Raw genomic sequence first — 11,960 nt, 5'->3', positions numbered from 1 at the left:
ATAAGCGACAATTAGAGCGGCAGGGAAAGCAGGGTCGAAGGCGCCGTGAGCAATCTCCCCTTGGGCTCACCTGCACATTCAGGCGAGTTTCCGTTCTTACCGGGCGGGTACGTTCTAGCCGTGACTATGTTCGGTTGCGCGAAAATCTGCAGTGCTGACCATCAGATTTGCAGCATCGGCCGGCGAAGGGATAGTGATGAGCCGTGTTAAAGTCGAGTGATATCCGGTTGGGCTGAGGGAGTAGTGCTGTGGCAGTGACAGATGCAGCGCACGTCCATGCTGCCTACGACCGCCGTGGGGTGTACGGGATTTCCGTGATGTCGGAACTGTCCGGCGTCGGCCCGCAAACATTGAGACTGTACGAGCGGCGCGGACTGCTCACCCCAGCCCGCACGGGCGGGGGAACCCGCCGCTACAGCGAAGCAGACCTGGCCACGTTGACACGTATCAGCGCGTTGATCGCCGACGGCATCAACCTGACTGCGATCGGTGTCATCCTCGACCTGGAAAACCGGAACGGGATCCTGGCCGAACAGATCGCTCAGCTCAGTGGGATGCCCGCGGAGGAATCGCCTTCCGAGCGCGTCCCGGAAGGCGGTGACCCCGCGTCGGCGTGAGCGATGGCGCCGAAATCCGCATCGGCAGCGATCACATGCCCCTCCGATTCGAGCTGGTCGATCGCCGCATCGAACGCGTCGATAAGCCACGGCTTCTGCGCCTGCGCGAGCGAAGTTTCCGTATTGTCGTCACCGGTCTGCACGATGTGCACCCACCACGAACCGCTCGCATCGGGCTCGTCCCACAACCCTCGCGCAGAATTGGTGGCCAACACGTAGCGGTTGTACTCGAGATCCACACGAATGGCGTACTGCCCGTCCACATTCACCACAGCAGCGGGCCGCTGCGACGCCGCAGCCAACGCGGTCAGCGCGTCGTCGTACATTTCCGAGAACTTCTTCGTCAACGGCACAGTGCAGTCCTACTCATCGAGGCCCCATGCAGACCGCACAAGGTAAAAGACAGCCCGTTGCCACAGCCATGACCAGCCCGTTGCCACAGCCATGACGAAGAACTGACATCCACCCTAACCCCACGAGGCCCACATCAGTGGGAAGCATCCCACTCCGCGATCACCTACCGTCCCGTCGAAAGCCGGAAGAGGACCGAACCCTGTCGAACTGCATACCGATCTCGCGGCAAAGCTCCTCATCACTGACGGCGCGGTCCCCGAAAGCGATCGCGCCCACTGCAGTGCCGTCGATGACAACCTCGCCGACGACACCGACGACCGCACCGTCCTCACGGCAAGCGATGTCCCGCCCCGCGCGAATCACCTGCTCGATCACCGACGCACGGTCGAACCCTGCACCGCCGCGGTAGCGGTGGACACCGGTTTCCTCGTCCCGCACCGACACGAACCAGTCCACCTGCATCGCCCTCACATTCCTCCCCTGCACCCCTCACCTACTTCTACCGCGTGGGGAGCGTATCCACCACCTCGGCCGCGAGCACCGTCAGCCGAATACTGCATTGCCGAGACTGCTCGACGAACACCTCGAACACCTCAAACACCTCGATCCTCACTGATACTGTGCAGCACCATCAGCATTCCCTCGGCATGCTCGAAGCCTTGCGCGTACCGCCATCCCAGCCTGCACACCCCCGACCTCCGCAGGACCCGCACTCCGCCGCCGGAAGAGGTTGGTATGCCAATGGGCACGGCTTTGTCAACTTAACTGAACATGACTGGGAATCAACAATATTCGATCATACTGGGGCGGATTCTGTTGGTGAGAAACCAGGTTCAGGCGGCGAGTACGCCAGTGGCGTCGTTCCAGGTGGCGAATCGGTTGGTCATTTCGGAGCGGTAATCGCTCGCGGTGAGCTTGTGTCGCCCGGGCCGGAAGTGCGGCGAGATCGCACTGAACACCGCCAGGAACCGTTGCGCTGCGCCCGGTGAACGGAAGAACTTCATGGCGCGTTCTCGTTGCCTGGTGGGTTGGTGCGAGTTTTCGGCCCGGTTGTTGAGGTACTTCGAGCGCCGGTGTTCGACCGATGGCATCAACTCCCGATGCGCCACAACGTAACTGGCAAGCTTGTCGGTCACCAGCACCCTCGGTACCCGGCCCTGCTTGCGCATCAGCCTACCGAAGAAACGTTTCGCAGCCTTCGCGTTGCGTCGTGACTGGACCAAGACGTCGAGGACGTTTCCTTCCTGATCGACCGCCCGCCACAGGTACTTCCGGATGCCGCCGATCTTGACGAACACCTCGTCCAGAAACCATGTATCGCCAGGTTCGGGAGCGCGTCGGCGCAGGCCACGCGCGTATTCGGGCCCGAACTTCGCGCACCATGCACGGATCGTCTCGTACGAGACGACGATGCCACGGGCGAGCATCAACTCCTCGACGTCGCGCAAGCTCAAGGCGAACCTGTAGTACAACCACACGCAGTGCGCGATGATCTCCGCAGGATAGCGGTGCCGTTTGTAGAGTGACCGCGTCGAATCCACCTTTGTCTCGTCTCCCCGACTCATCCGTTGATCATCCCTGACGGAGGCCCAGTTAAGTTGACGATGCCCACACACATGCCAGACGTCGTGACTGACCTTCTCCCCGAATCCGACTTCGACGCGACCAAACTGCGAGGACAACGATGAGACGGCACCTGTACGACGCAGACCATCAAGCATTTCGTGAGGTAGTGGCCGAGTTCGTGAAGCGCGAGGTCGTTCCGCATCTTAATCGCTGGGACGAACAGCGGTTCATCGATCGCGACACGTGGATCGCTGCCGGTAAACAGGGCATCGTCGGTCTTGCAGCACCGGAGAACTACGGCGGCGGTGGCGGAACCGACTACCGTTTCCGCGCAGTAGTCATGGAGGAATTCGCCAAGGTGCACGCCACCGCGCTTTCGTCGAGTTTCTCGCTCCAAGATGACATCGCCATCCCGTACATCAAAGAGCTCGGCAACCAGGACCAGCTCGCTCGGTGGATGCCGTCGATGGCGACAGGTGAGCTGATCGGCGCGATCGCCATGACCGAACCTGGAACCGGCAGTGATCTTAAGGGGATTCGCACCTCCGCTACCAAAGTCGCAGGCGGCTGGCTTGTCAATGGTTCGAAGACACTGATCACCAACGGTATCCAGAGCGACATTGTCATCACCGTCGCGCGCACCGATCCAGAAGGCGGCGTGAACGGTTTCAGCCTGCTGGTGGTCGAGCGAGACATGCCGGGATTCATTCGTGGACGCAAACTTCAGAAGATCGGCCTGCACGCGCAGGACACCGCCGAATTGGTCTACGAGGACGTGTTCGTTCCCGAGGCGAACGTGCTCGGCAGAATCGGTAGCGGATTCGGACAATTGAAGGCCAAGCTGCCCCTGGAACGGCTCAGCATCGCGGTCCACGCTCTGGCCGTCGCGGAATCGATTCTGCGCGAGACCATCACGTACGTGCGAGACCGAACGGCCTTCGGCCAACGGATCGCCGACTTCCAGAACACGCAGTTCGAACTCGCCGAGATCCAAACAGAGGTGAATATCGGCGGAAATTTCGTCGATCAGGCAATCCTCGCCCTGAATGCTGTCGATTTAGTCGATGTCGATGTCGATGCGGCACAGGCGAAGTGGTGGTCCGCAGATCTCCAGAACAGAGTTATCGATCGCTGCCTGCAACTTCGCGGAGGGTATGGATTCATGATCGAGTACCCCGTCGCACGGGCCTACCAGGATGCTCGGATTCAACGAATCTTCGACGGAACCAACGAGATCATGAAGCAAATCATCGGCCGTTCCCTGGTAGGGCCGGCGTGACCGTAGACGTAGGGATCGACGGCCAGGTTGCACTCGTCACCGGGGCAGCCACAGGGCTCGGATTCGGCTTCTCGAAGACGTTGGCACGATCTGGTGCCATTGTCGGGTTGGCGGGGCGTCGTCCAGACCGGTTGGCCGACGCGGTGGCTCGGGTCGAGACCGAGGGCGGCACCGCATTCCCGGTGACACTCGACGTCCGCGACCCCGATGCAATCGAGGCCGCGATGGAGCACATTACCCAAATTTATGGACCGCCACAGATTTTGGTCAACAATGCAGGTGTGCCGGACGCAAGACGAGCACATCAAATGCCGTTGGAGTTGGTCGACACGGTCCTTGAGACGAACATTCGTGGGCCGTGGCTGCTGGCGACCGCGGTCGCCTCGCGACTCATTGCGGCCGGGCTGGAGGGTCGGATCGTCAACGTGTCGTCGATGTCGGCATTCGACTATCGCGGAGAGGGAGCTGCTCTCTACTCGGTCACGAAAGCGGCGATGAGTCGTATGGCGGAGGTTCTCGCGGTGGAGTGGGCGGCATACGGTATCAACGTGAATGCAATCGCTCCCGGAGCGTTCGCATCCGAGATGATGGACGCGATGCTGGATCGGGTGGGCGACATCACTACCTCGTTCCCGCGGAAGCGCCTCGGGGATCCAGCGATGCTGGAGAGCACCCTTCTCTATCTGGTCTCACCGGCATCCCAGTATGTCACTGGCACCGTCATCAAGGTAGATGACGGCCAGTACCCACGCTGATCTCCGCGGATTGGGCGTGTGCTCGGCCACTACAGGTAGAACCCATGAGCCGGCACAGACCAGAACGAGCGCATCCCGAGTATCCCGATTACGGATGTCAGTCAGGGCCGACATCCGTAATCGGCGAAACCACCCGTCTAGGGGTCGCGTCTCGTTGGTTGAAGCGAAACAGGCCGAACCGGTTCACCAGTCGAGCGGCTCATGCAGTTGTGTTCACCGGGAAGTTACGATGCGGAGGTGTTAGGCACAGAGGAGAATGCGCGGCTTCTGGAGAGTAGGGCGCGGTCCTCGTCGAAGTCTGGCGGAACGACCGAGGCAATCTGGTGTCACAACACCTCGGAAGCGTCGTAGAGCTCGTGGGCGCGGCGTGTCATCTCGGCCTTGTGGTAAGCGGGGAACATGCCCACTGCCGGCTTGACATCCCGCAGGACTTCCTTGGCGACGACGACTTTGTGGACCTCCGTTGGGCCGTCGGCGAGGCCGACATGGAACGAGTGGATGACCCACTCCGCGAACGGCATCTCGTGGGTCAGCCCTAGCGACCCGTGGAGATGCAAGGCGCGGGAGGAGATGTCGTGCAGGAGTTTCGGCATCGTCGCCTTGACCGCCGAGACGTTCTTGCGGATCGCCTTCCAGTCGTTGCCCTGATCGGCCAGCCATGCGGTCTCGAGGATCAGCAGACGGAACTGGCGCAGCTCGACCCAGCTGTCGGCGATCTTCTCCTGCACAAGTTGCTTCTGTGAGAGCTGCTCGCCCTTCGTCTCGCGCGAGACGACGCGCTCGCACATCATCTCGAAAGCGCGCGTGGCCTGAGCGAGGGTACGCATCGCGTGATGCATGCGGCCACCGCCGAGCCGGACCTGGGCGACGACGAAGGCATCGCCTGGTCCACCGAGCATGTTCTCCTTCGGGACACGGACGTCCTTGAATCGCAGGTGGGCGTGCGAATCGTCGCGTTCCCCGTAGAAGCCGTAATTCTTGATGTTCTCGATGCCGGGCAGGTCGCGGGGGACGATGAACATCGACATGCGGCGGTACGGATTCTCGGTGTCCGGGTCTGTCACCACCATGAGGATGAAGAACGCCGCGTGGTCGGCTTCGGAGGCGAACCACTTCTCGCCGTTGATGACCCACTCATCACCGTCAGGCTCGGCATGGGCTGTAAAGACCAGGGGGTCGGCACCGCCCTGCGGTTCGGTCATCGAGAAGCATGACACGATCTCGTTCGCCAGCAGAGGGTAGAGGAAGGTCTCCTTCTGCTCGTCGGTGCCGTAGTGCGCGAGGATTTCGGCATTGCCGGAATCCGGTGCCTGGCAGCCGAAAACGATCGGGCCGAAGCGCGACATGCCGAACTTCTCGTTCATCAGTGCGAGTTTGAGCTGACCGTAGCCTTTGCCGCCTAGTTCGGGGCCCAGGTGGCAGGCCCACAGGCCGCGAGCTTGGACCTCGGCCTGCAGCGGCCGGACGAGGCGGGTGAACTCGGGGTCATGAATGTTCCACTGGCTGCCCAGTAAGTAGTCCAGTGGCTGGACCTTTTCGCGCACAAAAGTGTCGATCCAGTCGAGCTCAGGTTGAAATTCGGGATCGTTCTCAAAGCTCCACATGTTGGCTGTCCGTTCAGTCGAGTATCGCAATGACGTTAGGTCAATTGAATTAAAAGCACAATCAATTGCTTTATTAGGTGCCTGGGGTGGAGGTTCCGAACCTTGGAACGTGGTCTGGCCGACGCTCGATCGGTCCGAGAGACTGACGGTCCGTGAGACAACAGGAGGTTGACGATGAGTAATGTCCAGGTGGACCCCGGACCCGTGCTGTCCGTGTCGGATACGCAGCTCCGCCAGATCGAGCAGTTCCTTTTCGACGAGGCACAGGTACTCGACGAATGGCGGCTGCACGAGTGGCTTGAGCTCTTCACCGCAGATGCCCACTACCTCATTCCTGCCACCGACCGCCCCGAGGGCGACCCGAGCCGAGACTTGTTCCTAGTGCAGGACGATCGGTTCCTTTTGGAGCAGCGTGTCAATTCGTTGCTGACCCGCGCTGCTCACGCGGAATACCCACACTCGCGGACGACCCGGATGATCTCCAATATCCGGGCGACGCACGGTGACGGCGGGCGTATTCGCGTCCGAGCCAACTTCGCCGTCTACCGCGTCCGTAACGGTGTCATCGACACGTACGTCGGCCAGTACCGCCACATCCTCGAGTACGATGCCGAACAGGTCCTCAGGTACGTCGAGCGCAAGTCCGTGCTGACCTTGGATGCTCTCCGCCCTCACGGCAAGGTCAGCATCATCCTGTGAACCGTCTCGAAGGCAAGGTCGCGATCGTCACCGGTGCCAGTGCCAACATCGGGGGATCGCTGGCCGCCGGGCTGGCTGCCGCGGGGGCCAAGGTCGTGTGTACAGATATGTCGGCCGAGGTTGCGGCAGCGACCGTGAACCGGATCGAGGACGCGGGCGGTGAGGCATTCGCCGTGACCGGCGACGTCACCGATCCCGATCATGTGGCGGACGTCGTCGCCCAGGCGCTGGAGCGTTGGGGGCGTATCGACGTCCTGGTCAACAATGCAGTCTGGTTCAACCAGAAGGGGCTCTTCACAATGCCTCTCGAGGAGTACCGCCGTCAGATCGACATCATCCTGGGTGGGGCCTTCCTGTTTACTCGAGCGGTCGGCCAGGTGATGATCGATCAGCAGATCGCAGGCAGCATCATCAACGTCCTCTCAACCGCGGCGTGGCAGGGTCAGCCTGGAAATATTGGCTACAGCACCGGTAAGAGTGGACTCATCAACTTCACCCGTTCGGTCGCGATGGAGCTCGCCGAGTATGGCATCCGTGTCAACGGCTTCACCCCGACTGCGACGCAGCCGGAGGACCCGAAGTTGGTGGCGCGGATGGCCGCGATGACGAGCCAGCCCAGCGCCTACCCGATGGACTTCACCGCCCAATTCCCGATGAAGCGGCTGCCGACGCCGAGCGACTACGTGCCAACGGTCGTGTTCCTTGCCTCGGACGATTCCCGGATGATCACCGGCAGCAACATCACGGTTGATGGGGGCGCCACTGCAAAGTATTGGCCGTGGAGGCCTCAGCAGGACTGACCAAACCAATAGCACCGAGCAAGGAGAAAAATGTGTGTGCTGCCATTATCGCCGAACTCGGAGCTGCGCCGGTCCTCGGTGAGAGACCCGAACCGATCACCGGTAAGGACGGCGTTCTCGTGCATAGTTCTCGTGCATAGTTCGACCGCCGCCCTCAATCCGGCGGACCTGGATATTCGCCTCGGGCATTCGCCCGACGCCGTTCGTTCCCTGGACCGAAGCGGTCGGTAGAACGTCCGACGGTGAGCGGGTCTACCTTTATCCCGCACTGCACCCCCACGGGGCGTTAGCGGAGCAGGCTGTGGCGCATGCAGGGCAAGTCCAGCAGCTCACAGACGACATCGCCGACGAACAAGCCCTTTGCCTCGATGTAGAGGGTACGACCGCTTGGCTCGCACTGACATACAAGGCCGGAATCCCGCCCGGGGAGTCGGTACTGGTGCTTGGGGCGACCGGCAGTGTCGGCCAGATCGCCGTACAGGCTGCCAAGGCTCTCGGGGCGCGCCGTGTCGTCGCTGCTGGTCGTGACCGAGAAACCTTGGACGCCGTGCAGGATCGCGGAGCAGGCGCTGTGGTGACGCTCGACGAGGCCTACGAGGGCAGACTCGTCGGCGCCTCCGAAGGGGGCTTCGACCTCGCCGTCGACTTTCTGTTCGGCGCGCCTATGGCAGCCGGCATCCAGGCGACCCGCGTGGGCGGCCGAATCGTCAACCTCGGGATGCGAGCCGGCTGGACCGTCGAACTCCGCGGGATCCCCCTCAAAGAGCGAGACCTGTTCTCCTGCAGCATCGGCATGGTGCCGATCGATGTCAGGGCGCGGGCCTTCGGCGACCTGAGTCAACTGGCGCTCACCGGTGGAATCCACGTCGAGTCCGAGCGTACGGCCCTTGCCGATGTCGCCGAGAGGTGGAAGCGCCAGGCAACCAGCCACACTGCAAGCTGCTCGTCACACCTTGAGGGTGGACCTCGGCTCAGCTGGTGGCGGCGGGCCACGATCGTGTAACTCAGGTGCAATGCCGTCCGAGTCGGCCCGTGTCACCACTACCGTCCGATTTAGCTACGCATGAGAGGGGACTGGCGGTCTCGAAAAGTCCTGGGCAGAGAGAGCGTGTGGATTCACGGCCCGTGAGGTCGTACGCCCGCGCGTCTCGGCATAGACGGGGATCCGTCCTCGGTCTCGATGACCAGACGTACGTCGAAGACGCCAGCCCCGTTCAATCTGATAACGATCCAGTCTGCACCGGACCTACCCTTGACTCGTCGGGCCAGGACCGTAGAAGTATCCGTCAAGTAGTTCGACGATCGTGTGCGCCGTTCGGACCGCTGCTGATCACCATTGGTGCCGCCACTTCAAGCTCCGCGGTTGCCAGCTCCCCGCGGCGCAGCGTCGGCTCGTCGCTATGTGTCGTCACGGCAAATCACCTTTTGCAAGGCGATAGTGCCCGGGACAGGTCCACTCGATGTCGTTCTAGGTTTGCCAACGTGGAGCCGGACGGGATCTACAGTGCGGGCCACCGGCTCCAGCGGTCGGGACGGTACGCATGGTGACCGCGATATGGGCCCCGGGCGGTGCGCAGGCGTTCCAGCGGTCGGAACCTTGGGTGCCATTTATCGGACGCTGATCCCACCATGACCACTAACTACGGCGTTACTTACATCACACCGACTCGGCTGAACTGACAGCGACGCTCCCGTCGCACCAGCATGCTCTGGGTAGGTGGTAGCGGTGAGGAAGAGGGCCCACATGAGCATCGACATGATAGAACCACTCACGCTCGGCCAGGAGGTCAACGCACCTCGTCAACCGACTGAGACCATCGCGCAGTCCTCCGCGTCGAAGGCGCTGGCACTGCTCGAGGCCATCTCCAAAGCTCGCGGAAACTCCTTCGGCGTCACCGAGGTCGCGGCAGACATCGGTGTCCCCAAGAGCACGGCCCACCGGTTGCTCAAAACTCTCGAGGAGCACGGCTTCGTCGGACGCACCGGCTCGCGCTACCGCGTCGGCGGCAGCTTCTTCGAGCTCAGCGAAGCGGCCCGCTGGTCGGAGTTCGGCGAGCTGCGTGACGTAGCGCCCGGACCGCTCAACTGGCTGTTCGAGCGCTCGAACGCCGACGCCGTTCACCTGGCTACGTTGAGCGGTCGCGACGTGCTCTATCTCGACAAGATCACCAGGCCGGCCGGAACCCGGTTGCCGAGCCGAGTCGGCGGCCGCTTTCCGGCTACCTGCACGGCACTGGGAAAAGCGATCCTCGCACATAGCCCGCGTGCGACGGTCGTGTACGTCATCGGCCAGCCGCTGACCCGGGTCACTCCGTACTCGGTCTCCCTACGCAAGCAGTTCGTCGACCAGCTGGGCAAGGCACAGACGGAGGGATACGCGATCGAGCGAGAGGAGGCATGCCACGGAACGATCTGCGTTGCTGCCCCGGTACTGCACGCCGGAGTAGCCATTGCCGCGGTCTCGCTGAGTGTTCCGACTGCAATTGTGATGCGCGTTGGCGACACCGATCTGGGTGCCTTAGGCCGGCTCGCGGTCGATGCTGCTGCTCGAATCGCTCACTTGCTCCCTCTCGATTGAAAGAGGTCCCTGTCTCCGTCGACGCTAACCCGTATATCCGTCGACACCGACCCTTCCATTGCCGAGTGCGTACGGCACTTTCCGAATCACCTCCACTCCCTCCGACTGAAAGAGTTCCCTGTGTCCGTCGACATCGACCCATCCATTGCCGAGTACGTCCGTCGCTGGGCAACCACCAGGTCCGATGCACCTTGTATGAGCTGCGACAACGTGACCCTTACGTGGAGCGAGCTCCACGACCGGGCCAGCCGGCTCGCACACGGGCTCGCTGAGACCGGCGTCGGACCGCAGGACCGAGTCGTGTTCCTGGACAAAAATAACCTGGAGTTCTTCGAGATCACCGTCGGGTCCGCGATGGCCGGCGCCGTGACCGCAGCAGTCAACTGGCGTCTCGCGCCCCGCGAGATGCTGCAGATCATCAATCACTCCACGGCCAAGGTGCTGTTTCTGGGAGAAGAGTTCGTCGAGCAGTACGAGCAGTTCTGTGACGAAATGACGACGGTCGAGAAGGTCGTCGTTATCGGTAAGGCGCCGGGCCTGGAGAGTTACGAGGACTGGCTCGAGCGACACGTCGCGAAGGATCCCCTTGTACCCGTCCGATCCGACGAGACAGCGATGCAGATGTATACCTCGGGTACCACGGGCCTGCCCAAGGGCGTCCTGTTCAGCAATCGCGCCGTGCTCGCGACGGAGGGCATGGCTGAGGTGCTGCGCGTCGACGAGACGTCGACTCTGCTGATCTCAATGCCGGTCTTCCACTCGGCGGGAGCAAGTCTGGGGATGCTGGGCATCCGCACGGGCGCCCACAGCGTCATCGCCCGCGATGCCGCTCCCGCCACGTTGTTGTCGCTCATCGCGCGGTGGCGGATCACGATGACGACGCTCGTCCCGGCCGTGCTCAAGATGCTCATCGAGTCGCCCGAGATAAACCAGCACGACTTCTCCAGCCTGGACACGATCGCCTACGCCGCTTCGCCGATTTCACCGGAGCTGCTGCGACGGTGCCTGGAAATCTTCGATGCCCGCTTCCTGCAGATCTACGGTCTGACCGAAACGCAGAGCGCCACCAATCTGCTCCCTGAGGACCACCTCGACCCCGAGCACCCCGATCGGATCCTTTCGGTCGGCCGGGCAATTCCCGGCGTCACTCTGCGTGTCGTTGACCCCGCGACGGGCGACGACGTCGACGACGACGTCGTCGGCGAAGTTTGGATTAAGGCGCCAACCAACATGCACGGATACTGGCGGAATGAGGAAGCAACGCGAGACGCGCTGACGGACGATGGCTTCGTCAGGACCGGCGACGGTGCCTCGATGCGCGATGGTTACCTCTACCTGCGTGACCGGCTCAAGGACATGATCGTGAGCGGGGCGGAGAACGTCTACCCGATCGAGATCGAGAACATCCTGATCGAGCACCCTGCTATCAACGACATCGCCGTGATCGGCGTCCCGTCGAATCGGTGGGGTGAGACGGTCAAGGCGATGGTTGTTCTGAACACCGGTGCGACGCTGACTGAGGACGAGGTCATCGCCTATGCCCGGGCCAACCTTGCTGCCTACAAGTGCCCGACGTCCGTCGAGTTTCTCGACGAGTTGCCACGCAATCCCTCAGGCAAAATCCTCAAGCGCGTGCTGCGCCTGCCGTACTGGAACGACGTCGAACGCCACATCGGCTGACCGACGGAGTTCCGACGTTTAGAACGTC

General features: G+C 62.1%; 13 protein-coding genes. 8 read left to right on the top strand and 5 right to left on the bottom strand.

The features are described from left to right. Window positions 1-254 precede the first annotated feature (254 nt). A complete protein-coding gene (locus tag G4D79_RS29685; RefSeq protein WP_370852719.1) occupies window positions 255-617 on the top strand; it encodes a MerR family transcriptional regulator in 363 nt (120 codons plus the stop codon). Here G4D79_RS29685 and G4D79_RS29680 read toward each other — a convergent pair. From G4D79_RS29680 to G4D79_RS29670, 3 genes are all read right to left on the bottom strand, one after another. After that, window positions 542-970 carry a hypothetical protein gene (locus tag G4D79_RS29680; protein WP_003943386.1) on the bottom strand — a complete coding sequence of 143 codons (429 nt, stop codon included), beginning with the start codon at window positions 968-970 and terminating at the stop codon, window positions 542-544. The two genes, G4D79_RS29685 and G4D79_RS29680, sit on opposite strands and share 76 nt — an antisense overlap. Window positions 971-1,130: 160 nt before the next feature. Then, window positions 1,131-1,433: a hypothetical protein gene (locus G4D79_RS29675; protein ID WP_064442824.1), complete on the bottom strand. Its 303-nt coding sequence runs from the start codon at window positions 1,431-1,433 to the stop codon at window positions 1,131-1,133. Window positions 1,434-1,804: 371 nt separating this feature from the next. Beyond that, window positions 1,805-2,536: an IS6 family transposase gene (locus G4D79_RS29670; protein WP_155289649.1), complete on the bottom strand. Its 732-nt coding sequence runs from the start codon at window positions 2,534-2,536 to the stop codon at window positions 1,805-1,807. Window positions 2,537-2,655: 119 nt separating this feature from the next. Between G4D79_RS29670 and G4D79_RS29665 the strand changes: the two genes are divergently transcribed. Both G4D79_RS29665 and G4D79_RS29660 read left to right on the top strand, forming a co-directional pair. Continuing rightward, complete coding sequence (locus tag G4D79_RS29665) at window positions 2,656-3,816, top strand: acyl-CoA dehydrogenase family protein (protein ID WP_214514721.1); 1,161 nt, start codon at window positions 2,656-2,658, stop codon at window positions 3,814-3,816. After that, window positions 3,813-4,571 (top strand): SDR family NAD(P)-dependent oxidoreductase, encoded by a 759-nt coding sequence (locus G4D79_RS29660; protein WP_054781252.1) that lies wholly within the window; start codon window positions 3,813-3,815, stop codon window positions 4,569-4,571. Before G4D79_RS29665 ends, G4D79_RS29660 begins: the two co-directional genes overlap by 4 nt. A gap of 326 nt (window positions 4,572-4,897) precedes the next feature. On the opposite strand, the gene G4D79_RS29655 is transcribed toward G4D79_RS29660, so the two are convergent. Next, on the bottom strand, window positions 4,898-6,175 hold the full coding sequence (locus tag G4D79_RS29655) for an acyl-CoA dehydrogenase family protein (RefSeq protein ID WP_054781253.1): 1,278 nt from the start codon (window positions 6,173-6,175) through the stop codon (window positions 4,898-4,900). A 174-nt stretch (window positions 6,176-6,349) separates the two neighbouring features. Between G4D79_RS29655 and G4D79_RS29650 the strand changes: the two genes are divergently transcribed. The 3 genes from G4D79_RS29650 to G4D79_RS29640 all read left to right on the top strand — a co-directional run bounded on the left by G4D79_RS29650 (window position 6,350) and on the right by G4D79_RS29640 (window position 8,677). Beyond that, on the top strand, window positions 6,350-6,874 hold the full coding sequence (locus G4D79_RS29650; RefSeq protein WP_054781261.1) for an aromatic-ring-hydroxylating dioxygenase subunit beta: 525 nt from the start codon (window positions 6,350-6,352) through the stop codon (window positions 6,872-6,874). Beyond that, window positions 6,871-7,674 carry an SDR family NAD(P)-dependent oxidoreductase gene (locus tag G4D79_RS29645; protein ID WP_054781254.1) on the top strand — a complete coding sequence of 268 codons (804 nt, stop codon included), beginning with the start codon at window positions 6,871-6,873 and terminating at the stop codon, window positions 7,672-7,674. The genes G4D79_RS29650 and G4D79_RS29645 overlap by 4 nt, the downstream gene beginning before the upstream one ends. Before the next feature lie 301 nt (window positions 7,675-7,975). Further along, entirely contained in the window at window positions 7,976-8,677 is a 702-nt protein-coding gene (locus G4D79_RS29640) for a zinc-binding alcohol dehydrogenase family protein (protein ID WP_054781255.1), read from the top strand. Window positions 8,678-8,960: 283 nt separating this feature from the next. Here the strand turns inward: G4D79_RS29640 and G4D79_RS35090 are convergent, their stop codons facing one another. Continuing rightward, on the bottom strand, window positions 8,961-9,086 hold the full coding sequence (locus tag G4D79_RS35090; RefSeq protein ID WP_256083121.1) for a hypothetical protein: 126 nt from the start codon (window positions 9,084-9,086) through the stop codon (window positions 8,961-8,963). Between the two features lie 332 nt (window positions 9,087-9,418). On the opposite strand from G4D79_RS35090, the gene G4D79_RS29635 reads away from it, so the two are divergent. Together G4D79_RS29635 and G4D79_RS29630 are read left to right on the top strand one after the other, a co-directional pair. Continuing rightward, complete coding sequence (locus tag G4D79_RS29635) at window positions 9,419-10,252, top strand: IclR family transcriptional regulator (RefSeq protein WP_151097243.1); 834 nt, start codon at window positions 9,419-9,421, stop codon at window positions 10,250-10,252. Window positions 10,253-10,372: 120 nt separating this feature from the next. Next, on the top strand, window positions 10,373-11,932 hold the full coding sequence (locus G4D79_RS29630; protein ID WP_214514720.1) for a long-chain-fatty-acid--CoA ligase: 1,560 nt from the start codon (window positions 10,373-10,375) through the stop codon (window positions 11,930-11,932). Window positions 11,933-11,960: the final 28 nt, after the last annotated feature.

The organism is Rhodococcus sp. WY5, from assembly GCF_018588185.1.
Lineage (GTDB): Bacteria > Actinomycetota > Actinomycetes > Mycobacteriales > Mycobacteriaceae > Rhodococcus_F > Rhodococcus_F qingshengii.
This window is presented reverse-complemented; position numbering and strand designations above follow the sequence as displayed.